This is a genomic window from Spirosoma arboris, assembly GCF_009754945.1.
In the GTDB taxonomy this organism is placed as follows: domain Bacteria; phylum Bacteroidota; class Bacteroidia; order Cytophagales; family Spirosomataceae; genus Spirosoma; species Spirosoma arboris.
Genome location: NZ_WPIN01000006.1, coordinates 176,650 through 202,135 on the forward strand (window position 1 = coordinate 176,650; position 25,486 = coordinate 202,135).

The 25,486-nt window shown below is 45.6% G+C and carries 20 protein-coding genes; 12 read left to right on the forward strand and 8 right to left on the reverse strand.

The genetic code is table 11. From position 1 onward, the window contains the following. Positions 1 to 8: 8 nt before the first annotated feature. The 9 genes from GO755_RS17780 (at position 9) to GO755_RS17820 (ending at position 13,180) form a co-directional block, all read left to right on the forward strand. A complete protein-coding gene (locus GO755_RS17780) occupies positions 9 to 1,229 on the forward strand; it encodes an MFS transporter (protein WP_157586539.1) in 1,221 nt (406 codons plus the stop codon). A 44-nt stretch (positions 1,230 to 1,273) separates the two neighbouring features. Next, positions 1,274 to 1,864, forward strand: coding sequence for a carboxymuconolactone decarboxylase family protein (locus GO755_RS17785; RefSeq protein ID WP_157586540.1), 591 nt, complete (start codon positions 1,274 to 1,276; stop codon positions 1,862 to 1,864). 425 nt (positions 1,865 to 2,289) lie between these two features. Beyond that, complete coding sequence (locus GO755_RS17790) at positions 2,290 to 3,597, forward strand: vanadium-dependent haloperoxidase (protein ID WP_198174860.1); 1,308 nt, start codon at positions 2,290 to 2,292, stop codon at positions 3,595 to 3,597. 92 nt (positions 3,598 to 3,689) lie between these two features. Continuing rightward, positions 3,690 to 4,277, forward strand: a complete 588-nt coding sequence (locus GO755_RS17795) for a carboxymuconolactone decarboxylase family protein (RefSeq protein WP_157586542.1) — start codon at positions 3,690 to 3,692, stop codon at positions 4,275 to 4,277. Positions 4,278 to 4,288: 11 nt separating this feature from the next. After that, positions 4,289 to 5,521, forward strand: coding sequence for a DUF3179 domain-containing (seleno)protein (locus tag GO755_RS17800; RefSeq protein WP_157586543.1), 1,233 nt, complete (start codon positions 4,289 to 4,291; stop codon positions 5,519 to 5,521). Between the two features lie 399 nt (positions 5,522 to 5,920). After that, positions 5,921 to 8,491, forward strand: a complete 2,571-nt coding sequence (locus GO755_RS17805; protein ID WP_157586544.1) for a CotH kinase family protein — start codon at positions 5,921 to 5,923, stop codon at positions 8,489 to 8,491. Between the two features lie 84 nt (positions 8,492 to 8,575). Continuing rightward, the gene (locus GO755_RS17810; protein WP_157586545.1) at positions 8,576 to 9,493 is read left to right on the forward strand and encodes a hypothetical protein; all 918 of its coding nucleotides are present in this window, start codon (positions 8,576 to 8,578) and stop codon (positions 9,491 to 9,493) included. 31 nt (positions 9,494 to 9,524) lie between these two features. Then, on the forward strand, positions 9,525 to 11,033 hold the full coding sequence (locus tag GO755_RS17815) for a phosphatase PAP2 family protein (RefSeq protein ID WP_157586546.1): 1,509 nt from the start codon (positions 9,525 to 9,527) through the stop codon (positions 11,031 to 11,033). Between the two features lie 101 nt (positions 11,034 to 11,134). Next, complete coding sequence (locus tag GO755_RS17820; protein WP_157586547.1) at positions 11,135 to 13,180, forward strand: alpha-1,4-glucan--maltose-1-phosphate maltosyltransferase; 2,046 nt, start codon at positions 11,135 to 11,137, stop codon at positions 13,178 to 13,180. A gap of 156 nt (positions 13,181 to 13,336) precedes the next feature. Here GO755_RS17820 and GO755_RS17825 read toward each other — a convergent pair whose 3' ends face one another. From GO755_RS17825 to GO755_RS17860, 8 genes are all read right to left on the reverse strand, one after another. Continuing rightward, positions 13,337 to 13,804 carry a hypothetical protein gene (locus GO755_RS17825; RefSeq protein WP_157586548.1) on the reverse strand — a complete coding sequence of 156 codons (468 nt, stop codon included), beginning with the start codon at positions 13,802 to 13,804 and terminating at the stop codon, positions 13,337 to 13,339. Positions 13,805 to 13,892: 88 nt separating this feature from the next. Continuing rightward, positions 13,893 to 15,887, reverse strand: coding sequence for a M1 family aminopeptidase (locus GO755_RS17830; RefSeq protein ID WP_157586549.1), 1,995 nt, complete (start codon positions 15,885 to 15,887; stop codon positions 13,893 to 13,895). A gap of 43 nt (positions 15,888 to 15,930) precedes the next feature. Further along, on the reverse strand, positions 15,931 to 16,599 hold the full coding sequence (locus GO755_RS17835; RefSeq protein ID WP_157586550.1) for a DUF4230 domain-containing protein: 669 nt from the start codon (positions 16,597 to 16,599) through the stop codon (positions 15,931 to 15,933). A 119-nt stretch (positions 16,600 to 16,718) separates the two neighbouring features. After that, positions 16,719 to 18,323, reverse strand: coding sequence for a ribonuclease Y (rny, locus tag GO755_RS17840; RefSeq protein ID WP_157586551.1), 1,605 nt, complete (start codon positions 18,321 to 18,323; stop codon positions 16,719 to 16,721). Between the two features lie 105 nt (positions 18,324 to 18,428). Next, the gene (locus GO755_RS17845) at positions 18,429 to 18,716 is read right to left on the reverse strand and encodes a cell division protein ZapA (RefSeq protein WP_157586552.1); all 288 of its coding nucleotides are present in this window, start codon (positions 18,714 to 18,716) and stop codon (positions 18,429 to 18,431) included. 48 nt (positions 18,717 to 18,764) lie between these two features. Next, on the reverse strand, positions 18,765 to 19,103 hold the full coding sequence (locus GO755_RS17850; RefSeq protein ID WP_317165897.1) for a hypothetical protein: 339 nt from the start codon (positions 19,101 to 19,103) through the stop codon (positions 18,765 to 18,767). Positions 19,104 to 19,199: 96 nt separating this feature from the next. Continuing rightward, on the reverse strand, positions 19,200 to 21,629 hold the full coding sequence (gene pheT, locus GO755_RS17855) for a phenylalanine--tRNA ligase subunit beta (protein ID WP_157586553.1): 2,430 nt from the start codon (positions 21,627 to 21,629) through the stop codon (positions 19,200 to 19,202). A gap of 116 nt (positions 21,630 to 21,745) precedes the next feature. After that, on the reverse strand, positions 21,746 to 22,390 hold the full coding sequence (locus GO755_RS17860; RefSeq protein WP_157586554.1) for a DUF1684 domain-containing protein: 645 nt from the start codon (positions 22,388 to 22,390) through the stop codon (positions 21,746 to 21,748). A 283-nt stretch (positions 22,391 to 22,673) separates the two neighbouring features. On the opposite strand from GO755_RS17860, the gene GO755_RS17865 reads away from it, so the two are divergent. From GO755_RS17865 to GO755_RS17875, 3 genes are all read left to right on the forward strand, one after another. Further along, the gene (locus tag GO755_RS17865; protein WP_157586555.1) at positions 22,674 to 23,771 is read left to right on the forward strand and encodes a DegT/DnrJ/EryC1/StrS family aminotransferase; all 1,098 of its coding nucleotides are present in this window, start codon (positions 22,674 to 22,676) and stop codon (positions 23,769 to 23,771) included. A gap of 189 nt (positions 23,772 to 23,960) precedes the next feature. Further along, on the forward strand, positions 23,961 to 24,554 hold the full coding sequence (locus GO755_RS17870; protein WP_157586556.1) for a riboflavin synthase: 594 nt from the start codon (positions 23,961 to 23,963) through the stop codon (positions 24,552 to 24,554). Between the two features lie 154 nt (positions 24,555 to 24,708). Continuing rightward, the gene (locus GO755_RS17875; RefSeq protein ID WP_157586557.1) at positions 24,709 to 25,485 is read left to right on the forward strand and encodes a PASTA domain-containing protein; all 777 of its coding nucleotides are present in this window, start codon (positions 24,709 to 24,711) and stop codon (positions 25,483 to 25,485) included. Position 25,486: the final 1 nt, after the last annotated feature.

Below are 25,486 nucleotides of genomic sequence, written 5' to 3' on the forward strand. Positions count from 1 at the left end.
ACTAAACAATGGAAACAAGCCCGCTTATGATTGATCAGGAACAACAGATAAGCCTACCCTGGCGTGCTTTTGCGCTTTGTATAATAGCTTATCTGTTCGGTGGTACGGCCAGTACGCTCATGGCAACCTATTTGCCTGTGGCTATTCCCCAACTGCTCGGTGGAAATGCCTCTGCTAGTCAATTGGACGAAGTTGGTGCATGGGTAAGCGCAGCCTTCCTATATGGCTGGATGATTGGTGGCTTTTTGTTTGGGCCATTAGCCGACAGCATTGGGCGGGTTCGGGCCTTAGTTTTCGCAACGGGTTTATGCGGTAGTGCTATGCTGGCAACGGCCATTGTTCCCAATGAGTACGTTTTGTTTTTGCTTCGGGCATTGACCGGCGCAGGTGTGGGTGGCATCCTGCTTGTGTCAACTGTTTACTTGTCGGAGGTATGGCCAACTCAGTCACGGCCAGTTGCGTTGGGCGTGTTGGCAACGGCATTTCCGGTTGGAATTGTGGCAACGGGCGGGCTAGCGAGTAGTTTTGGCGACTGGCGGATTGCTTTTGGTATTGGTGTGGCTCCTGTTTTAATAGCAGTCCTGATTTGGATATTGCTGCCCGAGTCGATGCTATGGCAACAAGGGCGTAACCAAATACAGACTCATAAATCTAGCTTGTTTAGTCCCGAAAATAAGCCAAATGTCATTAGTGGCGCCATCATTTTTGGGTCTGTGTTAATTGGCTTGTGGGGAATTTTCTCGTGGATACCAACCTGGGTTCAGTCACTATTACCAGCGGGCCAGACTGGCCAGACCGAACGAAGTATTACGATGATGTTACTAGGGGTAGGGGGAATTCTGGGCGGTATAGCGTCGGGATTTCTGGTAAAGCTGCTCGGGCCACGCCATACATTGCTATTCACATTTTTGGGATGCATACTAGCCTGTGGCATTCTCTTTCTGACTAATCGAACATTTTCGCCAGTCATTTATGGTGAAATTGCCTTGTTATCATTGTTCTTTGGTATTAGCCAGGGCTCCCTGTCGAGCTATGTACCAACACTATTTTTGGCTCCTATTCGAGCTACAGCAACGGGATTTTGTTTTAATGTTGGTCGCTTGTTCACGGCTACAGCGGTACTGTTTGTGGGAACATTAACAACAAATCTGGGCGGTATCGGAAATGCACTTGTCGTTTTCTCTGTTGCCTTCCTAATCGCATTCGGCGCAGTTTGGGTCCGAAAATAGATAGCTTATTCCTAATTAGTCATTTAGAAACACATTCATTGATTATGCCTCATATCACACTTCCAGATGGCGTTCCTGGTATTCGGAGTTTAGTCATGTATCGGCCCGATACGGGTCAGCATCTGTACGACCTGGCGCAAGCGCTACTCCGGGCTGGTTCGCCTGACAGTACGCTTACTGATGCTGAACGCGAGTTAATTGCTGCTTTCGTTTCGAAACAGAACCAGACGAATTTCTGCATGAACAGCCACGCAGCTGCTTCCCGCTACCTGTATGCTGACCAGCGCGACGTAGTTGATCAGACTTTAGTTGATCCAGCCACGGCACCGATCTCCGAAAAGTTGAAAGCACTATTGGCTATCGCCAGCCATGTACAGGCCGACGCTCGCACGGTTTCAGACGATCTGGTAGCAGCGGCTCGAGCTGAGGGAGCGACGGATGGTGATATTCATGATACTGTGCTGATTGCTGCTTCATTCTGTATGTACAATCGCTATGTCGACGGATTGGCAACATTGACACCTACAGACCCGGCTGCGTACGACGCAATGGGTGAACGGATGGGAACACTCGGCTATCAATTACCAAAAGTAAAGGCTAACGATACCGCTAGCCCTACCACTCATTTATCATAGGTTGGTTATAGTCCCCGGCTGCTTTGCAGCTGGGGTACTATTGTTAATAAGGCACCATTATTGCTAGTAATATAACCTAAGATAGGTCATGGACTAATAAGGGTAATAATCGTATTGATGCTCGCTCTTTTCTGAAATCGCCAACTAACGCGATGATGATTCTCCACTAAAGGGATTCTGTCTGAATAAAAATATCATAGGTGATTTGTATTCCCCGCCTGTTTTGCGGGTGGGGATATATATACTGCCGATGCTACTTAACCCATAGTGTATAAGAATGGAATACCAGCGAGTACTCACTATTTTTTACACTAAATATAAGTCCAGTTATGAAGTTTTTTACATCTACTTTACTATGGAGAATAAATACATTCAGATTTAAAAATTGCGTTTACTATGCTTTTATTATTGCCTTTTTAGGAATAATGTCCGCCTGCCAGTCCAATAAAGATGACGTGGCTCCCGTACAAACTGCAGCTAAAACAGATGCCTCGGTGGCTGTTCAATGGATGAATCTGTTCCTGAATGTGGAACGCTATGCACCTGGTTATAGGCCCCCCGTTGCGGCCCGAACGCTGGGCTATATTGGATTAGCGGCTTATGAAACTGTCGTGCCTGGTTCCGAGAAGTATCAATCCGTAGCTTCTCAATTTACAGGGCTCGTAATCCCGAAAACAGAATCGGGTAAAGTGTATCGCTGGGATGTAGCCGTGAACGAAACGTATTATCTACTGATGAAAGGCTTTTTTCCGCACGTTGTTGATGCCGACAAGGCCAAAATTGATAGTTTACATACAAAACTGGCTTCAGCAACTGGATCTGCTGATGAATTGGACCGGTCGAAGAAGTTTGGACAAGATGTAGCCGCGGCTGTACTAGCCTATTCGAAAACAGATCTCGCTGGCGATGCAGCTTATCTACGTAACCAACCTACCGACTATGTGCCACCGACGGGTGTGGGTAAATGGCAACCGACTGCACCCGATTTCAGCCGGGCTTTATTACCGTATTGGGGCAAAGTCAGAACTTTTGTTGCGAGTGCAGCCGACAAAGTTGCGAAGGCTCCTCTTGATTATAGTACCAACGTAAAATCAACCTTGTTTGCGCAGGGATTGGAAATTTATTCGAACACAACTCCTCTCTCAAAAGAGCAGCAATGGATTGGTGAATTCTGGAGCGATGATATCTACAAACTAACATTCGAACCCGCTGGGCGCTGGCTGGCTATTGCTCAACAAGTAGTTGTCAAAGAAAATGTAGCATTGGATAAAGCCCTTTATACCTACGCTAAAATAGGATTTGGTCTGAGCGACATTGGTGTGGCGTGCTGGAACTCTAAATACATTTATACTATCGAACGTCCTATCACGTACATACGCAAGACGATTGATCCAACCTGGGTGACCCGATTGAACAATCCACTTAGTATCATGGTCGGAATTACACCACCTTTTCCATCCTATCCATCCGGACACTCGTGTTTTGGAGCCGTATCTGCCGAAATTCTGACGAATATTTATGGCCCTGATTATGCCATGACTGACCGTTGCCACGAAGGGCGTACCGAGTTTAACGGGACACCACGCAGTTTCAATAGTTTTTATGAGATGGCTCAGGAAAATGCATACTCGCGGGTAGTTCTGGGCGTTCATTACCGCATGGATTGCGAAGAAGGGCTACGCATGGGGTACGCAATTGGCCGAAAAGTAAATCAGTTGCCCTGGGAGAAATGATCTGATTTCTCGGTAATCTATAGGCAACACAGAGGCAAAGAGAACACAACGTAAAAATGATTTCGTAATATATAACCTAACCAAATTAAGTCATGCCACATATCGAATTACCCGCCGGACTGCCCGGCATTCGAGGACCAATGGCGTTTAGCCCCGAAACGGCCCGCCCGCTCAACGACCTGGTCAATGCATTACTGCGTACGAATGCAAACCGACCCGAATCCGGTTTGACTGAGGGTGAGCGGGAGCTGATTGCAACCTATGTATCAGCACGAAACGACTGCTTTTTTTGCCAAACCATCCACGGCGCCATTGCCAGTCATCATCTTGGCGATGAAGACTGGAGTCTTGTTCAATCGGTCAAAAGTGACCCTGCATCAGCCGACATTAGTCCTAAATTGAAGGCGCTGCTTACGATTGCTGGTAGTGTTCAGCAGGGTGGAAAGCAGGTTACATCAGAGCAGGTAGAGGCTGCCCGCGCTGAAGGCGCTACAGATCATGACATTCATGATACTGTGCTGATTGCAGCGGCCTTTTGCATGTTTAACCGCTACGTCGATGGACTGGCGACATGGGCACCCAACGACCCAACTTTATACCGATATCGCGCTCAAAGAGTGGCTGAATACGGTTACACGCACGAAGATCATTATATGCCGCCTGCCGAGTTAACTACCTAACCAATTGTTCGATGAAGCGCCCCTTTTTGTTCTTTTTGTTGCCCATTCTCCTACTCATTATTGCAGAGGTACTGAGCGTTTATTTCATTATGCCATTTCCAGGCAGTCAATTAGGCCTTGCAGAGACCGAAGCGGGTCCAGCTTCACTTGGTCGTGTTGAGTTGGGCTACTGGCTGCACAAAAACATAGGCTGGATGCGAGTGGTTGGGCTACTTCTGTTAGCCTATCCTGCATTTTTAATTATTAGCAAACCCCGTCGGGTATGGCAGCGGTATGTAGCAGGTATACTGCTCCTGGCTTATGGCGTAGTGCTGTATCAGGTCAACATGGAAATGATGGCCGACCACATGTTTTTGCAACCTATTCATAAACGGGTGGTGCCAATGAGCGAGAACAAAATTCCGCTTAACAAACTCGTCGTAGGATTCGAATCAATGGGAGAGGCAACGGCTTATCCATTGCAATTGATTGGCTATCACCATCAAGTGCGTGATACAGTTGGTGGTGAATCTATTATGGTAACCTATTGCACCGTTTGCCGGACAGGACGTGTATTTAGCCCGTTGGTACGTGGGCAAGCCGATGAGTTTCGGTTAGTAGGCATGGATCATTTCAATGCGATGTTTGAGGATAAACGAACAGGCAGTTGGTGGCGCCAGGCTACGGGCGAGGCTATAGTCGGACCGCTAAAAGGGCAAAGTTTAACTGAACTGACCGGCCGGCAAATGACCCTGGGTGAGTGGGCAGCTGAACATCCTAATACGCACGTGTTGCAAGCCGATCCGACCTTCGCCGAAGAATTTGAGCATATGAAAGCCTATGATCGAGGCCTCTCGAAAGGCAAACTCACCCGACGTGACTCGGCTTCATGGAAGCCTAAATCGTGGGTTATTGGGGTAGAACGGGCAGGTTTCAGTAAAGCCTACGATTGGAATACGCTGGAAACGAAACGCATCCTGAGCGATGTAGTAGGTGGTGAACCACTAGTGCTGACAATGGCCCCCGATAGTGTATCGTTCGGAGCATGGAGCCGGCGAGTGGGTGTACAAACACTCAACTTCCAGTACGCAAACAAAAAACTCACAGATAAGGAGACCGGATCGGTATGGACGTGGCGCGGGCATTGCATAGCAGGCTCACTGGCTGGTCGGCACCTTGCGTCGATCCCGAAGGCGCACCAGGAGTTCTGGCATTCATGGCGTAGTTTTCACCCTGATACAAAACAATATGATCCAGGGAATTAGCTAGTTGGCCTAGCAAGAAGTAATAGGAAATACTAGTTATTTACTAGTATTGGTAAATTCAATATAACTAAAAATACAAAGGTTGTACTGTATTACAACGAGATATAAAAATTTTCAACAAAAGCTGGGTATTTTACCCAGCTTTTGTTGGTTATAAGATAATATGAAAAAATAAAGCATGTGTTTTTGACTATTTTATTACTGTTGATATAAATATATTAATGGGCGAATATTTTAAGTTTTATTTATTTAAACAAGAGTAAGTATTGATGAACTAGCACTTAGTCTGTGAATTAACTATAGTAATTTTTTAGTAAAAATTTATAAAAAACCGATAAAAATAAAGGATATACTACTTTATATTTGATTCGAAAATCAAAATAGAGTAGACTTATTTTTATGGCCTTTAACTTATTGCGTTTTATTTTTTCGCTGTTTATTATAAATGTAATTGCCAGTTATTTTTCAATTTTAAAAGCGCAACCTATTGTTATAAATACTGGACAATATCGAATCGATAGGGCACAAAGATTAATTGTTTGCAATCAAATACCTAAAACCTTTGCTGCGCCAATCAGCTCAATTAAATTAGATCGCATATATACATTTTCTGCTCCAGTTAGCTCAATACGTACAGATCAAATTTATCCAATTATCTATAATGATACAACGTATCAATTATCATTTACCCAATTTCCAATTATTCAGATTAATACGAATGGAGCTACAATTGTTAAAGAAATTGTAAGTAAAGCAAGCATTGTCATCGCCGATACAAACGGTGTATCACCTGCTTCCTACATTGGTATTAATGTTCGAGGTGGATTGTCCAGCACCTTTCCAAAGAAATCATACAAAATTGATTTCTGGGCGGATAGCTTGGGTCTCACCACAAAAGATACAACGCTATTTGGTATGAGGACTGATAGTGAGTGGCTACTATTAGCAATGTATAATGAGGCCATACGGATTAATAATGTTACGTCTCACGCGTTATGGCGAACAATGCATCAATTGTATTATCTCAATCAGGAACCAGATGCCCTATCTGGTATTCGAACCCGTTATGTAGATGTGTTTATAGATGGAAACTATAACGGTGTTTATGCACTTGCGGAACCCATAGATCGCAAGCAGCTTAAATTGAAAAAGACAAAAGATAACGGTCAGGCTCGCGGAGAACTTTACAAATCCTCTGATTGGACGAGTGCAACAGTTTTTACAGGTATGCCCGCCAAAGATGGAAATGATACAACCTGGGCTGGGTTTGAACTTAAATACCCAAATCAACCCGGTTTCTGGACAAATATGTATGGGTTAGTAGATTCCACGGTTAACTGGAGTGATGCAAAATTTACGAATCAAATAGCCAGTAAATGGCAAATTGATAATTTGATTGATTACTTCTTGTTTCTTAACCTAACGCGAGCTACTGACAACACAGGTAAAAACCTTTATATCGCACGCTATAAAGAAGGAGAACCTTATATAATTATCGCTTGGGATCTTGATGGAACCTGGGGAAGCATATGGAGTGGTTCTCATGATAATACAACTACTGATATACTTTCTAATGGCCTCTATAATAGATTACTAAGCTTAAACCCTGCTAATTTTAAACAGAAAATGAAAACGCGTTGGTTCAATCTGCGAACCAGCCTATTTGCTACGACCAATCTCAAAAATTCATTTGCTACTAATGCAACTATATTGACTACGAACGGCGCTTATTTACGAGAGGCTACTAAATGGTCAGTTAGCTCAGTTAATAGCGAGTTAGCCTATATAAATGCCTGGATTGATAATCGAACAACTTTTCTAGATAATTATTTTGGTGGATTTCCAGACGTTTGCACTAACCCTGTAGCGCCTACACTGAGCATTAATTCCAGTACTATTACAGTCGGGCAGAGCGCTACGCTTACAGCATCTGGCTGCCCTTATACAGTTACTTGGAACACAGGACAGGTGGGGGCGAATTTATTAGTTACGCCATGGAACACCGCTCAATATTGGGCGATATGTAATCAGGTGGGAGCTGGTTGCCAAAGTCCTAAATCGACGACGCTAACGCTTACTATACTTCCAGATGATAATTTTAAAACGATACAAGCCGATTTATCGCTGGATCAGCAAAGTAGTCGCCGTATAGTGCCCGTTAATCAAACCACACGCCTGACATTCTCGCTAACTAACCACGGACCTGTTACAGCACGAACGATTCAGATTCAGGATCGACTCCCGACAGGTCTTGTATTTGCTGGTAATGCTAATCCATCAGTAACTTATTCTAGTGGTATTGTTAATTTCAGTATAGATAGTTTAGAGGCTTACCGTACAGCCTTGTTTTCGTTTGATGTCAGTCCAACATCGTCGGGTATATTTCGAAATACTGCTCAAATAGTAAATTCGGCTAGCTATGATCCTGATAGTACACCCGGAAGTGGCACGGGTGATGGCGAAGATGATATGGCAACGGCAGAGATTAGAACGCCTGATAGTAGTACCCTTATTACTGAATCCGCCAATCCTAATCAACGTCCATTACCGGTAGTAGCCTCTAGCCAACCAGTCCCTGATCCAGAAAAGGCTGATCTTAGTTTACAGATAGAACTTGACAAGCTTGCTATAAAGCAGGGGAATAACAATACCGTAAAAATGAGTATTAAGAATATGGGGGGATTGAATGCAACAGGCGTAGCTGTTCAATGTGTATTGCCATCGGGTGTACAATATGTAGTAGGAAGTGGTGGCACTGCATCCGGAAATACGGTATCGGCTACTGGTCTGACAATTGCATCGGGGAGTACGATAACGGTTGTATTTCAGGTACAGGCGATTAGTTCCGGAAACTGGACGTACAAGGGACAGATTACAGCGAGCGACCAATCAGATCCTGATTCTACACCCGGTAATGGAACAATAAACGGGGAGGATGACGAAGCTTGGGTAGGCGTCAGGGTTGATTAAACCCTGGACCGCTGACACAGAATAAACGATTTTATTGCATACGATTCAGGTGAAAGGCTACCTTTACCTACCAAAAGCAGACGTATGCGATTTATAGTTATTTCCTTTATTACTCTTACGATGCTGACCTGTGCCCTGGAAACCCACGCCCAGGGATTAATTGACGGTTTTATGCGAGGCCAGCGAAAGGCTAGTCTGGCCATCCTTGGCTCGCAGGAAACCTACGATACCTACTACATCAACACCACCGAAACGAAAAACCCGAATCTTGGCACTGTTACCACACAGGCGCTTACAGTAGTTGGTACATATGGATTAGGATACGATCTCGATTTGATTGTAGCAGCTCCCTATGTTCGTACTCAGGCCAGCGCGGGCTATTTTCCCAAGCAGGAAGGGTTTCAGGATGTTTCGGGAACGCTTCGATGGGAAGCGTACGATTATAAATTTGGGAAGACCAAGCTCTCCTGGCAGTTCGCCGTAGGCTATTCCATGCCCATGCAGAATTATGTCAACGATGCGTTGGTGGCCATTGGTCGTGGGTCACAGAATCTGGACGGTCGAACACTGCTGCATTTTAAAGCACCTAACTTTTTCATAACAGGCCAATACGGCTACATTCGGCGTGGTCAGGTTAAACTTGACCATATTGTAAACACTTACGATCCAAGTCAGCTAAATCCAAATAGCGGCTTAAAAGTCAATGTGCCCGACGTTACCGAACTCATTATCCGGGCTGGTATTGTCACAAAAATAGTTAACATCGATGTTTGGGGACAACGTCAAACGCCCCATAGTAGTGGTACTGATATTGGTCCCGGCATTCCCTTTCCGACGAATGCGGTTGGTTTTACGCGGGTGGGAGCAACGGGCTATCTGCGGCTGTTAAAGCAATTTGGACTGGTTGCAGGCTATAGCGCTACGCTCGATGGCCGGAATATCGGCAAAAGCACACAAATCAATGGAGGCTTAGTGATTGGTCACTGGACTGCAAATAATTAGCCGTCCGTTGGCTTGAACGACCTTATCAACTATGAAAACGCGTTGTTTTTCGATCATTCTGAGTACGCTCCTTCTGTGGCTAACGGGTTGTAAAGAACCCGTCATAGACGAGGGTGTTCTACCGACCGTAGTCCCTACATCGGTCGATGCCAACGGTGGAACGTGGCGGACCATCATTCTGAAATCAGCATCCGATATAGCAGTTCCTCAACCGATAGCGATTACATCGGATGACTATAAAAAGGAATTTTCCGACGTAAAAAACGGCGTACTGGCAGCCACGCCTGAGCAGAATACGGCAGTTAATTACTGGGCTGCGGGGGGCGTTATACGCTGGAATCAGATTGCCCGCCAGCTAGTGGCTAAATACAATATAGCGCCGGGCTACGACTACGCAACCGGGCAGATAACACCAGCCAGTGCAGGAAATCCTTATGCAGGCCCACCTTTTGCCGCTCGTGTTTATGCACTATTAAGTGTGGCGCAATATGATGCGCTGGTCGTGGCATGGCGTGCTAAGTATCAATACAACCGGCCATCGTTAGAACAACAGGGCGTTGTTTCGCGAGTGCCTATACTCAATGTACCGTCCTATCCATCGGAAGATGCAGCTATTGCCGAGGCATCCTGTCAAATGCTGGCGTATTTTTTTCCGAACGAAGCAAGTTGGCTCAAGGCAAAAGCGACCGAACATAAACAAAGTAGATTGTGGGCTGGAGCCAATGTTCCCAGTGATTTAAAAGCGGGAGAAGATCTGGCTACCACATTGATGGCCAAAGTCATAGATCGCGCAAAAAGCGACCGCTTTACTGAAGCCATTGACCCGGCTAATAGCTGGCAAACAGCGCTTGCCAAAGCTCCTTACGATCAGAAATGGAAGAGTATAGAACTACCGGAACGGGCGCCTGTACTGCCGTTGGCGGGTAAGGTGAAAACCTGGTACGATTCAACGGCTATTTTCCGGACATTGCCTGCGATTCCACCAGCTACTACATCGACGGAGTTTCAGAAAGCCTTAAGTGAAGTGCGTGACATTTCGAACACCCGCACCCGCGACCAATGGCGTATTGCCAGCTATTGGGATAACGGCCCCAGTACGTATTCGCTAGCTGGCCTTTGGAATTTTCTGGTCGAAGATCTCATTCGGCAGGAGGGTCAGAATGAACTACGAACGGCCCGAACCTACGCCCTGCTCAATCGAACCATGCAGGATGCAACAACCGCCAGTTGGCAAACAATGTACACGTATTTTGTCCCGCGCCCTTCGCAAATTGATCCGGAAATAAAGACGGCTACTCCTATTCCAAATGCACCTGGCTACGTAGCCGATCGAGCCGCAGTTTCGACCGCAGCTGCTATAATCCTGGCTTATTTGTTCCCTGATGAGACTACGCACTTGAATGCGCAGGCTGCGGAAGCTACATTGTCTGGACTCTATGGCGGAACGCAATTTCGTTTCGATACCGACGAAGGAGCTAAGCTAGGGGCGGCTATCGGGCAATTGGCTGTTACAGGGGCAACAGCCGATGGTGCTAAATAAACCAAGCTGAACTTCATTGATATAATTAGCCGGGCTTACTAATCCGGCTTTTTTGTAACATTGCTTCGTTATTCACGATTTATCAATCAAACCTTGATTGCATGAGCGTTCCCACAACTATTTCTGGTCTGGCCTGGACTGGCCAATCCCGTGTCGTCATTGAGCGCGTATCTCCTGAACTTGATGGTGGTAAATTTCCTATAAAAGCCATACCCGGCGATGTGATAGCGATTGAAGCTGACATCTTTGCCGATGGCCACGATTACTTGACGGCTATCCTACTCTATAAACATGCCGACGATGCCACCTGGACCGAGAGCGGAATGGCTCTGCTTGGCAACGATCGCTGGGGGGTATCTTTCATTGCTGAAAAGCAGGGCCGGTATACGTACACGTTTGAAGCCTGGATAGATCATCTGGCTTCCTGGCAACACGAGGTTCATCTGAAAGTAGCCGATGGGCAGCGAATTACCAGTGAACTGCTGGCAGGTGCAAACTATGTAGATGGCATGGTGATACGGGCAGGAGGGAAGATAGTTGCAGGAACCAAAGCAAAAGGGAAAAAGAAAGAAGGACTGGTTGAGGAGCCAGCAGATGTAAAAGTACTGCGAGAAATGGCAGCGCTCTTTCGTGACGAAAATCGATACGATGAAGCGGTGTCTGTTGCCGAAAGCGATCAGTTTACATTTTATGCGGCCCGTTACCCTGAACGACAACACCCAACTCGGTATCAACATGAGTTAGGCGTAGAGGTAGACCGCGCTCGCGCTGGATTCAGCACCTGGTATTGCCTGTTTCCCCGTTCGGCTTCGCGTGAAGAGGCCGGGGGCGCGTCCGCCAAACATGGGACATTCAAAGATGTGGAAACACTATTGCCGCGCATTTCGGGAATGGGGTTCGATGTGCTTTACCTTCCGCCTATTCACCCTATTGGCACCGCTCACCGAAAAGGTAAAAACAATTCGGTCATTTGCCAGCCGGGCGAACCGGGAGTCCCATATGGTATCGGTTCATCAGAAGGTGGGCATGATGCTATTCATCCTGAACTTGGTACTGTCGACGATTTTAAGCATTTGATTGCTATTGCTGCCAACTATGGTATGGAGGTTGCTATGGATCTGGCTATCCAATGTTCGCCCGACCATCCCTGGGCTAAAGAGCACCCCGAATGGTTTAAAAAACGGCCCGATGGCACGATTCAATACGCCGAAAATCCACCTAAAAAGTACCAGGATATTTACCCTGTTTACTTCGAAACGGAAGATTGGCAAAATCTCTGGGAAGAGTTAAAGCGCGTTTTACTCGTATGGGCATCCTGGGGTGTTCGAATTGTGCGGGTCGATAATCCACACACCAAACCGTTTTCGTTTTGGGAGTGGGTCATTGCGGAAGTCAAGAAGGAGTTTCCCGATATGTTGTTTCTAGCCGAAGCTTTTACCAAACCTAAAGTGATGCAGGAGCTGGCAAAGGGAGGTTTTGCCCATTCGTATACGTATTACACCTGGCGCAATACGAAAAATGAGTTGGAAGAGTACATGAATGAGCTAACAAAAGGAGAAATGAGGTATTATTTCCGACCGAATTTCTGGCCGACTACGCATGATATCAACCCGTATAGTTTGCAGGGAGGGCACGAACCGCAGTTTCTTATCCGCTATTTCATGGCGGCCACGCTGTCGAGCAACTACGGTATTTATGGCCCGTCGTTCGAGTTAATGGAGCATATCCCATTTCCAAACAAAGAAGAATACCTGAACTCAGAGAAATACGAAATTCGGCATTGGGATTGGGATAAAACCAACAAACTAACCTACCTGATTACGCTTGTCAATCGAATTCGGCACGAGAATGCAGCGTTGCAAACGACCAATAATCTAACATTCTGCGCTGTCAATGACGATGCTATTATGGCCTACCTGAAAACGTCAGGGAGCAATCGATTGCTCATCGTAGTCAATACTGATGCCTATAGCCGTCGGGCTGGTGTTGTGCAGGTTCCTATCTGGCAATTGGGTATCGGTCATGAGCAGCCATATACTGTTCATGACCTGTTGACAGGAGCCTACTACACATGGCAGGGTGAACAGAATTACGTTGAGCTTGATCCGTATGTACTACCCATGCACTTATTCCGAATAGAGATGTAGTTTGATAAAGTATCAAAAATAGATTCTTGAGGCTGTCCGCCTGGAAAAGTCTAATGTCGAATCACCTGATTAATAAAGGAGACTATCAACTAGATGGTCTCCTTTATTACTTAAGTAACCAACACAAACGCCAGATTAAGCCAATAACATGTCTATTTAGACTTTTTTGAATTTTAGAATTGTAGTACCTGTCTGACCAACGGGTGTATAGTAATAGTAAAATACATTTGTTTCGGTACAGGTCATTTTTAGGAAGTCGGCGCTTTTTTGGGGAGTCAAATAGATTGTGTAACTTATGCACACAGACCTCAAGGACACATTTCCAATTGCCAGAGAATTGTCGAAATCCTGTTCTACAGTCGCTTTTTGATAAGTAAGACTATCGATAAGCTGGCCATTGAGGCTAGATTTAACGACAATACCAACGGTTTCTGATGCTGTAGGCTTTATAACTAATGTAATATCATCTCCCTTAATTGGAAGTGGATTCTTAGTTGCCTGAATCTTATAGGTACCTGCTAGTGATTGTGCTGGTTCTGGCAAGTTTAAGGTATTCTTGGTACAAGACATACCGCCTGTTATAACTAAAAGAAAAAGCCCTCCCAATAGTCTGAGATTAACCATATTCTTCGATGAGTTCGTTCAGTTTTGAAACGAAGAATATTGGATTTTACTATACAGAAATAGTAAAAATTGAGGCTTTTATTGGAGGCTATCGAACCAGAACTACCCGGCTTTGCAATCCAGATGGTGTTTCTACTGTGACCGTATAGCGACCCGCCGACAATCCACGCAGGCTTAAGGTTCGGCTATAATCGCCGGGTGCCAGATTCGACTCATTCGTTGTCTTGACCTGCTGACCAAGTAAGTTCGTTAATGACAACGTAACAGCTCCTCGTTCAGATAGCGTAAAGTCAACCACCAGCGTTTCGGTGGTTGGGTTTGGGTAAACGCGTAACCCTGTTTTTGCTGGTTCAGGTATTGCGGTTACAATCGATGTTGTCGATGATTCGACAGTTTTTAGAATCCAGTTATTGGGATCGATAACGACATTGGTAACAGCTCCCCGGCCGGGAACCGTGAACGTTTGATCGGCGCTGTTGTTGAAGACGGTCACGGTTGTGTCACCCGCTGCCGATTGCACCAGCATTTGTACAGGCATCGTAAATGAGGCAGGATTTGTCGATTTTGTGTTGCTTTGTTGCAATCGTACGGTCGCAAATTTACCTCCACCCGTGATGGTTGCCTTGTATGTTGGATAGCCTTCGCCATAAATCCACTGCTTAAAGAAGTAACCCAAATCTTTCCCGGAAACCTGTTGGGCCACTGCCTGAAAGTCCTCAGTAACGGCGGTATTATAGGTTAGGGTAGGTGTTGCTACATACGTACGTAGTACACGAAAGAATGTACTATCACCCACTACGCCCCGAAGCATGTGTAGCACAGTTGCGCCTTTCGCATAACTTCGATTGCTGTTGAAAATATTGTTAAAAGAACTAATGTCCTGAACATAAACGCTTCCTACTGCAAGGCGAGCATTATTCATAAACGTGTTCATATAAGATTGATACCCTGCCCGCCCACTAACTGATTCCGTATAAACAGCTTCACCATAGGAGGCAAAGCCCTCGTTAAGCCAGATATTCTGCCAGTCGCGACAGGTAATTTTATCGCCAAACCATTGGTGAGCCAGTTCATGTGCAATCACATTAGGCGTTAAAGAGGAAATCCCCATTGAGGTTATCGTTTGGTGTTCCATGCCCCCATTGGCCCATGCGAATTGCGCATGACCATACTTTTCCCGCAAAAATGGATAGGTACCAAATTGGTTGGTAAACAATTGAAGCATGCTGGGAGTCAGCGCGAGACTCGACTGAACACTGGCTAGATTTTCGGGATAGATATAGTGCGTAACGGGCATGGTCTGCGTGCCATACGTAAAGGGTGTATCGTATTGAGCGTAGTTTGATACGGCTATCGAAATGAGGTACTGAGCAATAGGGTAGCTGTTTTTCCAGAGGTAGGTTTTGGTACCGTCTATATTGGTCGTTATGCTGATAAGCTTGCCATTAGAAACCGAAACAAATTGTGCAGGAGCCGTAATTCGTACTGAGGATGAGTCGGCTTTATCGGCAGGTGTATCCCGACAGGGGAACCAATCTGGAGCGCCATAAGGCTCACTTAAACTCCAGATAACAGGATCAGTTGTCGATTCGTGTTTGTCAAATTTGAAACTGCCCTGAACACTGCTATTGGGAATTCCATGATAAAATACGGTTAAGGTCAGGGCTTGTCCCGTAGTTAGAGCTTGTGGCGGGGTAATGGTTAGTTTATTTTGGGCATGTTGAAAGCTCAATTTTTGGTTGCTTACTTTTACTGAATCAACCCGTAATCCCTCGCCTGTTGTAGCGCTGGTTGAGTTCAAATCCAGAAAAAAACTAGTAAGCGTAGATGACGTGCTCTTCAAAGTAATCGTTGCTGCGCCACGCAAACTAGCTGGCGTAGTTGTCAGGCGTAGATCGAGGCCGTAGTAGGTAACGTCGATAGTTGCATCGCCGGGATAAGCCAGGCGCGCTTTTGGATTATCTGCCAACTGCCCAAAGTAGCGTACTTTACCCGCCTGGCAGGCTTGCCAGCCTTGTGTGTCAAGTTGGGCATAGGCGGCTAACGGTAAAAGAAACAGGAGATAGATAGATAGAGTTTTCATAAAGCTGGATCAATATTGACTGAACTGCCAAACCGACAATTGGTTAAAGGTCTTCTTCATCTTCTTCGGGACTCAGAAAGGCAGGCAATTTCGGAGTATCTTCGGCTTTTGCTTTCAAGGCTTCCAGTTTTTTCTGTTCGGCTTCGGGTAATTGAAGCTGCCAGCCCATCGAACTCGCTAACTGATACATCATATACTGAATCTGATTGTTAGCGATTTTAGGGAGATCGCTCTGCATGGCCCGCTCATTCATAGCTTGCTTGGCCTCTTCTAAGATTTGCGTATAATCGGCTCCACTGAAATGATTAAGAATACCCGCCTGAATATCGTAAAATTTATAATCGGTATCGATTGACAGAATTTCGGGTTGGGGAAATGCCTCGATAATCAGCTTTTTCTGGCCATCATCGGGCGCGCGAAATCGTACTTTAGCGAAATCGAAACCTACCAGCACTTTTGATTTGGCAATGACCATTGCCTTCTTCGGATCATTCAGTAGGTATAATATCTTTTTCTGATCCTGATAATTATATATCTCGGAGAAATAACCTTCGGCCATTACTACTTTAAATACCTTTTCGATACGCTCCAGCAAGAGTACAGAATCCCGCTGAACGTCGGGCGTGGCGCTACCCTTGCGTAAGGTGTTCGCCAGCGCAACTCCTCCGCCAGCACCCACAAGTAATAGTAAAACGGTGGTTAAGAAATCCATAATGGGCCAAATGTATGGTGAACAGCACGGGCGCCCCCGAATGTATAAAGAAAAATGTACAATGAGTAAGGGCCTACTATCCCATTATCCATTGTACATTTTTCTTTAATTAGTAAAGATTACTTCGCGTAGGCTACAGCTCGCATTTCCCGAATAACTGTCACTTTAATTTGACCGGGATATTGCATTTCCTTCTCGATTTTCTGCGAAATTTCGTACGAAAGCACCCCCGCCCGTTCATCAGAAACATGATCTGCATCGACCATAATCCGAAGTTCACGTCCGGCCTGAATGGCGTAGCACTTCGTTACGCCAGGAAAGTTGCTTGCCAATTCTTCGAGTTCTTTCAGGCGCTTAATGTACGACTCCATCATTTCTCGTCGGGCACCAGGTCGCGAGCCGGAAACGGCATCACAAACCTGAACAATCGGCGAAATCATACTGGTCATCTCGATCTCGTCATGGTGAGCACCAATGGCGTTAATGACTTCGGGGTTCTCCTTGTATTTTTTCGCCAATTCCATTCCCAGAATGGCGTGGGGCAACTCAGCTTCTTCGGGCCATACTTTACCAATGTCATGAAGCAAACCAGCACGTTTGGCTAACTTGGCATTCAACCCCAGTTCTGCAGCCATAGTAGCGCAAAGTTTAGCTACTTCACGCGAGTGTTGGAGCAGATTCTGGCCGTAACTTGACCGGAAACGCATGCGTCCAACCATTTTAATCAATTCGGGATGGAGACCATGAATGCCGAGATCAATGACAGTACGTTCGCCAATTTCCACAATTTCATCTTCAATATTCTTGCGGGTTTTGGCTACAATCTCTTCAATACGGGCGGGGTGAATTCGACCATCCTGTACAAGTCGGTGTAAAGAAAGACGGGCAATCTCGCGCCGGACAGGATCGAAACCTGAAATAATGATCGCTTCAGGGGTATCATCGACAATGATTTCGACACCAGTTGCGGCTTCCAAGGCACGGATATTACGCCCTTCGCGGCCAATAACTTTGCCCTTTACATCGTCAGATTCAATGTTGAAAACCGACACACAGTTCTCGATCGCGTGTTCGGTAGCTGTTCGCTGGATGGTTTCGATAACTACTTTTTTTGCCTCCTTAGTAGCGGTCAATTTTGCCTCTTCAACGATATTTTTGATGTAGGAGGAGGCCCGGGTTTCTGCTTCCGCCTTCAGCGTTTCGATGAGTTGATCTCTGGCCTGATCGGCTGAGAGACCTGCAATCTTTTCGAGTTGTGCTACTTGATCGGCCAGCATTCGGTCGGCTTCCTGCTGCCGACGGTCAACATCTTCCCGGCGTTTATTGAGTGCGTCAATTTGTTGCGAAAGGCTATTTTTCTGCTGACCGATTTCATTTCGTTGCTGATTCAGCTCACCTTCGCGATTGCGTTGCTGGTCGGCCTGTTGGGCTAATTGTTGTTCTCGTTGCTTGAGTTTACTTTCGTTTTGTAGGAGTAAATTTCGTTTCTGATTCGTTGTTTCTTCAAATTCGGTTTTTAGCTTCAGATATTTTTCTTTAGCCTCCAGCATTCGTTCCTTCTTAATCGTTTCGGCCTGTAATTCAGCATTTTTTAAAAGGGCTGCTGCTTTCTCTTCCGCTTCTTTTTCGTGCTTTCCACGAACGCCCGCCATCATCTGGCGGCCAATCACTATGCCAATACCGCCCCCTAAAAGGGCAGCAAGAATCGTTAACCAAGTGTCCATTGGACTATATCGTTAAGGTTGAACAAATAAACCATCAACCTGCTGCGATACGAGTGCCCTGAACGCGAACTCTGAGTTATGCGGGGTGGGCGGCCCGCCGGTTTTCTATGTCGTAATGACCGGCGTGACGACCTGGTCTAATTGAGTTATTTTGTCAAACACCATTTGTTGTAATCTCTGCATCTGTCGTTCTCCTCTGAGCTTGGTGACCAAGCAGTCGAAGGCTATCATTGCCAGGGCTTCCTGCGTTTCAGCAAAGCCCTTCTCCCGGTATTGCTTCAGTTCCTCCTGAATCAGCTTGGCGGCTTCGCGCACAACGGCTTCCGCTTCCGGTTCTACATACAATTTGTAGATGCGGTCGGCGATTTTTACGCGAATTGGCAGTTCTTCCATCGCTGCAGTCGGCTCAGATGGGGACTAATCCCCGGAGCCAATTTGGGTTTATGACAAACTACTCAAATGAGCAATACACCGTTCCAATTCCCGGATATACTCGTCGAGTTGTTGTTTTAATTCAGCATTCGTATTTTTATCAGACGGGTTGTCTTTTACAATTATACCACTATCTTTTGAATTTGGTGTATTTTTTTCCTGAATAGGTGTTTTTTTTCGTAATTCGATTACTAATTTCTGCTCCTCTCTGAGGCTATCTTGGAGGGCATTATTTTCCCTTTCCAACTGCTCTATCTGCTTTTTTGCTTCAGCGTACATGCCCGTAAGCAACTCGAGTTTATGCTCGAATCGCTCTACCAATGCAATGATTTGTTTTTCGCTAACCACAGATTTTAATGAGTGATTGAGCGAATGACGAATGAGCGAATAAGTAAATCCATAGGTAGCAGATATTACTCATTCACTCATTTATTCATTCACTCATTATTTTCGAATTACTGCGCCCAATTCCTGCTCGAAAGCGCTCATGAGTCGCTGCATAGTCTTGTCAATTGCCGAGTCTGTAAGGGTCTGGGCAGTATCTTGTAACATAAAACTTACTGAGTATGCTTTTTTATCTGCTCCCAGATTTTCGCCCTCATATACATCGAAAACATTGACAGAACGCAATAATTTTCGTTCTGTTTGACGAGCTAATCGGTTGATTTGCTCGAAGTTAATCTTCTTGTCGATAACCAGCGACAAGTCCCGACGAACTTCAGGGAACCGAACCACTTCTTCATAACGGGCCTTAGTCGTAGCCAGCTTCAGGAGTGCCTGCCAGTCAAAATCAGCGTAGAATACGAGCTGCTTCAGGTCAACCAATTTTGTTAGTTTAGGCTGAACCAACCCTAGACTTACAATTGGTTTCTTATTCACTACATAGGTCAGGCCATATTGGAAAAGCGTTGAATCGGCAGGTTGCGTCTCGAACGATTTAATGCGGAAGAGATTCAGTACCCGCTGCACAGCCGTAGCCAGATCGTGATAGGCCACTGTCTGGTTTTTCTGTAGCCAGCTTTCAGGGTATTGATTGCCAGTTATGGCAAGACTTAGACGCATGCGTTCGACGTACTTAGTCGATCCATCTTCAAGTTTTACTTTATGATAGACTTTGCCAAATTCAAACGTTTTTAGATCCTTTTGCCGACGATTCAGGTTATAGACCAGCGTTTCGAGGGATGAGAATAATAACGTTTGCCGCATGACTGATAACTCGTCACTAAGCGGATTAAGCAGTGTTACATCACTCCCTGGTAACGAGGACCGAATAGCATCGTGATAAGCTGGACGCGTGAGCGATAAGGTCAGAATTTCATAGAATCCGTTGGCGGCCATTAGTTGCCCCACGCGGCTTTGCCATTGGTCGGGGTCAGTTTTAGGGAACTCTGATAGCGAATCGGCGGCCAGATTAACGGATAGAGGAACATTGTCCAATCCATAAATTCGAAGGATTTCTTCGATAACGTCAGCCTCGCGTGTGACGTCAACACGGTAGGGGGGGACAATAGCTACGAATCCAATATCATTGACTTCCTCTGCCAGAATATCCAATGCTTCCAGAATTCGGTGAATTTCGGTGCGATCAATCTGGATACCAATTAGTCGGTCAACGTTCCGATAACGAACAGATACCCGAAATGGGTCAATAGGATTCGGGTAGATATCTGTGATCTCAGAACTGATGATACCGCCTGCTACTTGTTGAATAAGTAGTGCAGCCCGTTTGAGGGCAAATACTGGCATATTCGGATCAGTACCCCGCTCGAAACGGAATGAAGCATCGGTTTTTAAGCCATGATGCTGTGCTGTTTTACGAACAGAGACGGGCGAAAAATAGGCTGATTCCAGAAAGATACTGGTCGTCTCGGCCGATACACCTGAATATTGACCGCCAAACACCCCTGCAATGCACATCGGTTTTTCGGCATCGCAGATCATTAGGTCAGTAGCACTAAGTTTACGTTCTACGCCGTCGAGCGTTATGAAAGGAGTCCCTTCGGGTAGTGTTTTTACGATGACTTGCCCGCCAGCAATTTTAGCTGCGTCGAAGGCGTGGAGTGGCTGCCCAAGATCGTGGCAAACGAAATTCGTTATATCCACAAGGTTGTTAATCGGATTGAGCCCAATACTTATCAGTCGTTGTTTCAACCAATCTGGTGATTCACTTACCGTTAGGCCAGTAATCGTTAGGCCCGCATAACGTGGACAGGCAATGCCATCTTCAACCCGTACATCTAACGTCAGGCTGGTGTTGCCTACCTCAAATGCTTCTACAGATGGAAAACACATGGGACGCTTCAAAACGGCTTTCAAGTCACGGGCTGTGCCGAGGTGAGATGCCGCATCAATGCGGTTTGGCGTCAATCCAATGGCAATTTGATAGTCTGCTTCGAGATTGAAATAACGGGCTGCGGGAGTTCCATTAGGAAGCTCAGTATCGAGCACCATAATGCCAGCGTGAGATGTTCCCAGGCCGATTTCATCTTCGGCGCAAATCATACCTTCGGAGGCAGCCCCGCGAATTTTGGCTTTCTTAATCTGAAACGATTCTCCAGAAGTGGGATACAGGGTCGCGCCAACAAGGGCTACAACAACTTTCTGACCAGCGGCCACATTGGGTGCTCCGCAAACAATAGGCAGAGGTTGATCAGCACCAACATCTACAGTTGTCAGACTCAGCTTATCGGCATCCGGGTGTTTGGTGCAGGTGAGCACCTCCCCAATCACAACGCCTTCCAGGCCACCTGGTATGGCCTCAATTTTTTCGATTCCTTCCACTTCCAAACCCGTTGACGTTAACAGTTTGCCAACTTCTTCGGGGGACTCAGGCAATTCAATAAACTCTTGTAACCATTTATAGGAAACTTCCATACAGCGGCAATGCAGATAATTACCACAAAGGTAAGGAGAAAGTGATGTAAGTGGAGTAGGTAAAGGGGTGGAGTAAGTAAGCTACTCTACTTATTACACTTACTCCACCACTTCACCTACTCATGTGTTATATATTTCTCTCCAGCTTTAACGGCTAATGGTAATTTATTTTCGCCAGGAGGAAGGGGACATGAATATCCAGGATTATAGGCACAGTAAGGGTTGTAAGCTGTATTAAAATCCAGAATAGTCCGATTGTCGGTTAGTTTTTTAGGGTCTAATTCAAGATAACGCCCACCACCATAGGTTTCTTTGCCTGATGTTGCATCGCGAAATAGAATGGAGTACGTATTTTCAAGTTTTACGATCAGCAATCGGCAGGTTTCACCATTCAGGCTGAATACAGCATGAGCAAACTTGTCATACACTTCTTCTTTGCCGTCACTCATATGTACAATGAGTTTCTGGGTTTTATCGGCAAAAGGCTCAAGTCTGGCCGGAACACGATAGGCAGGGTCAGGGGCAAAGTAGCGTAGACCGCCAAAGGCTGCTTTGTCCTTAATTGGCGATTCGCCGTCGGTACGGAAAAACTGATCTTTCTTGGTGCGTTCGGCGTCTATCTGCTGGCGGTACGTCTCTGGCTTGATAGACTCATCCAGACCGTCGGCAGATGTCATGTTAGCGCCATCGAAAAAGCTATAGTACAAAACAATCAGGGCAGCTAGAAATAGGCCCGTAAGAAAAAACTTATTTCTTGACATAATCTCTCAAAATAAACAACAGGAAACATGATCTCAAATCAGAACTCCTCACTTAGTGCATAAAGTTTTCTTTATAAGTCTTTAAGGGTGGTTATTATACCATTTTTTCGTGTAGGCTATCCCGCTTTAGCGCCAATGCCAAAAGTATAAACTTAAGCCTGGATTCGATATTTATACTTTAGCTATACTTTAATATATTTATTGCTTTGGATAGGGCCCTAATTGCACAAATAACTTTCTTTGCGAATGGCAAAACTTTATGGATTGAAGCCATTGACTCAGTATGATTCCCTTTCTGGATCTGAAGCACGTAAATAAACCGCACCAGTCGGCTATCCAAACGGCCACTGAGCGTGTTCTGACATCGGGTTGGTATATTTTAGGGAGAGAAGTCGAAAATTTTGAACGCCAATTTGCCGACTATTGCCAAACGAAACACTGTATCGGGGTGGCTAGTGGGCTTGATGCACTGACCTTGGTCTTAAAAGCATGGAATTTTCGGGCGGATAGTGAGATAATCATAGCCTCTAATGCTTATATCGCATCAGTGTTGAGTATTACCCACGCTGGCCTGACACCAGTTTTGGTCGAGCCAGACCCATATACATACTTACTTGATCCCACCAAAATTGAACAAGCCATTACAGAACGAACAAAAGCTATTCTGCCAGTTCATCTGTACGGACGCTGTTGCGATATGAGGACGATTCATACACTGGCGCAACGTTACAAGCTGAAAATACTAGAAGATGCGGCCCAGGCGCACGGGGCTGTTTACGGCGAAAATCGAGCAGGTAATCTCGGCGATGCTGCGGGCTGGAGTTTTTATCCGAGTAAAAATCTAGGGGCGCTAGGCGATGCCGGAGCTATTACAACCAACGATGACACGTTAGCCAATCAGCTTCGGGCCTGGCGAAACTATGGTTCATCGCAGAAATGCGTCACTGATTATCAGGGATATAATAGCCGGTTAGATGAGTTACAGGCTGCTATACTTTTGGCTAAATTGCCGTTACTCAATGAAGAAAATAGCCATAGACGAGCATTGGCCCGACGTTACTTGTTCGGTCTTCAGAATCCAGATGTGATAGTACCTTCAGCAGATCAAATCGATCAGGATGTTTGGCATTTATTTGTCATCCGCCATCCCCGGCGCGACAACCTGCGAGCCTATCTATTTGATAAAGGCATTGGAACCGATGTTCACTATCCCATTCCACCCCATCATCAGAAAGCATACGCTTCATTGGCACATTTGTCGTTACCAATTTCAGAGCAGATGCATCGGGAAGTACTTAGCTTGCCGCTCAATCCATCATTGACCGATGGAGAGGTGACTTATATTATTGATACGATTAATGAATTTAGCAAAGAACCCTAAAGAGTTAACAAGGGTAAGGGTGTCAAATACCTGTCTGTTATCATTCGCGGGCCGAACCCCATTTGGCAGTTCGATGTTTGTAAAAGTGCGCAAGTTATAAGTTAGTAAGTTGTAAGTGGCTAGCGCGAATGAGTTGCTTTCGCGTCAGCCACTTACAACTTACAACTTACTTCCTTATTAACTAAAACTATGTTTACTGGTATTGTTGAAACAACTGGCCGTGTATCGGCGATTGAAGCAGAAGACACAAATCTTACTTTTCATATTGAATCGTCGTTGGCTTCCGAATTGAAAATTGATCAAAGTGTCAGCCATAATGGGGTCTGCCTGACTGTCACAAGTGTGAGTGATGGAAGCTATACCGTGACGGCGGTGGATGAAACGCTCAAAAAAACAAACCTGGGGAAAGTAAAGCCCGGTGATCGTGTCAATCTGGAGCGGTGTATGCCGGCTAATGGACGCTTTGATGGACATATCGTGCAGGGGCATGTCGACCAGACTGGTATTTGTACTAATATTCAGGATTTGAATGGTAGTTGGTTATTCGATTTTCAGTATGAGCCCGATGCCTCAGACAATCTAACAGTCGAAAAAGGGTCTATTTGTATAAATGGCGTCAGTTTAACCGTTTTTAACTCACAGACCGATCGATTTCGAGTAACAATCATTCCCTACACGTACGAGCATACCACATTTAGTGATCTAAACGTTGGTGATGTGATTAATCTGGAGTTCGATATTATTGGGAAGTATATCAAAAAAATGCTTGGTGGCTATCAATAACCAATTTACTTTGTACTTAGTGAAGTGAATGTGGTTAGTGAAGTAGGTGGAGTAAGTGTAGTTAGTAAACCTTTTAAACGTACTATACTCCCTCCCTCCACCTACTTCACTAACCACACCTACTTCACTAAAAAACTATTTCACCAACTCCCGAATGACTAAAGTCAGCACCCGCTCTTTTTCTGACCTGCTGATTAATATTGGCATTATCCTGGCCTTATTCGCTGTTTTGTTTCTGGCCTTTTTCTTTGTGTATTTGCCCTTTACCACTAATCATGGGCAAACAATTACGGTACCTGACGTAACGAAACTAAGCTTTGATGAGATGCAGAATCTCCTGGATGACCGCGATCTTCGGTACGAAGTCAGTGATTGTACATTTGTGGCTGGAGCACAACCGTTAACCGTTGTACTCCAATATCCACGAGCCAATGCAAAAGTGAAGGAAGGTCGTAAAATATATGTGACACTTACCAAGCGTGTGGCGCCGATGGTGTCGATGCCTAAACTCGTCGATCTCACATTGCGTAGTGCTGAACTAAACCTGCAATCATTGGGCCTGGAGAAAGGGGAGACAATTTATGTTCCCGACGTAGCCAAGAATTCGGTGCTGCGCCAGTTATATAATGGTAAAGAAATTACACCTGGGACTCCCGTACCGAAAGGAGCAAGCATTGATCTTGAAATTGGAGATGGTCTCGGAAGTACGATGTTTGAGATTCCGAACGTTGTAGGATTACCCCTCGATGAAGCGGAAGCCGCTATTCGTGGTTCTAATTTAAAAGTTGGCACGAAAATTTCCGTTGATGACCCTGAGAAGGAAGTTGGAACCGTGATCAAGCAACGACCCGAAGCTCGGTCTGGTGAACGCATCCGCGTTGGCGAAACAATGGATTTATGGATAGTGGGGCCAATTGAGCCAGACCAATAAA

Bases quoted from the DNA above. Each gene is read 5' to 3' on its own strand.
- GO755_RS17870 (WP_157586556.1), top strand. From the start codon at position 23,961: ATGTTTACTGGTATTGTTGAAACAACTGGCCGTGTATCGGCGATTGAA.
- rny (WP_157586551.1), bottom strand. From the start codon at position 18,323: ATGGACACTTGGTTAACGATTCTTGCTGCCCTTTTAGGGGGCGGTATT.
- GO755_RS17785 (WP_157586540.1), top strand. From the start codon at position 1,274: ATGCCTCATATCACACTTCCAGATGGCGTTCCTGGTATTCGGAGTTTA.
- GO755_RS17865 (WP_157586555.1), top strand. From the start codon at position 22,674: ATGATTCCCTTTCTGGATCTGAAGCACGTAAATAAACCGCACCAGTCG.
- GO755_RS17835 (WP_157586550.1), bottom strand. From the start codon at position 16,599: ATGGATTTCTTAACCACCGTTTTACTATTACTTGTGGGTGCTGGCGGA.
- GO755_RS17875 (WP_157586557.1), top strand. From the start codon at position 24,709: ATGACTAAAGTCAGCACCCGCTCTTTTTCTGACCTGCTGATTAATATT.
- GO755_RS17825 (WP_157586548.1), bottom strand. From the start codon at position 13,804: ATGGTTAATCTCAGACTATTGGGAGGGCTTTTTCTTTTAGTTATAACA.
- GO755_RS17790 (WP_198174860.1), top strand. From the start codon at position 2,290: ATGTCCGCCTGCCAGTCCAATAAAGATGACGTGGCTCCCGTACAAACT.
- GO755_RS17820 (WP_157586547.1), top strand. From the start codon at position 11,135: ATGAGCGTTCCCACAACTATTTCTGGTCTGGCCTGGACTGGCCAATCC.
- GO755_RS17845 (WP_157586552.1), bottom strand. From the start codon at position 18,716: ATGGAAGAACTGCCAATTCGCGTAAAAATCGCCGACCGCATCTACAAA.
- GO755_RS17780 (WP_157586539.1), top strand. From the start codon at position 9: ATGGAAACAAGCCCGCTTATGATTGATCAGGAACAACAGATAAGCCTA.
- GO755_RS17800 (WP_157586543.1), top strand. From the start codon at position 4,289: ATGAAGCGCCCCTTTTTGTTCTTTTTGTTGCCCATTCTCCTACTCATT.
- GO755_RS17860 (WP_157586554.1), bottom strand. From the start codon at position 22,390: ATGTCAAGAAATAAGTTTTTTCTTACGGGCCTATTTCTAGCTGCCCTG.
- GO755_RS17795 (WP_157586542.1), top strand. From the start codon at position 3,690: ATGCCACATATCGAATTACCCGCCGGACTGCCCGGCATTCGAGGACCA.
- GO755_RS17830 (WP_157586549.1), bottom strand. From the start codon at position 15,887: ATGAAAACTCTATCTATCTATCTCCTGTTTCTTTTACCGTTAGCCGCC.
- GO755_RS17810 (WP_157586545.1), top strand. From the start codon at position 8,576: ATGCGATTTATAGTTATTTCCTTTATTACTCTTACGATGCTGACCTGT.
- pheT (WP_157586553.1), bottom strand. From the start codon at position 21,629: ATGGAAGTTTCCTATAAATGGTTACAAGAGTTTATTGAATTGCCTGAG.
- GO755_RS17815 (WP_157586546.1), top strand. From the start codon at position 9,525: ATGAAAACGCGTTGTTTTTCGATCATTCTGAGTACGCTCCTTCTGTGG.
- GO755_RS17805 (WP_157586544.1), top strand. From the start codon at position 5,921: ATGGCCTTTAACTTATTGCGTTTTATTTTTTCGCTGTTTATTATAAAT.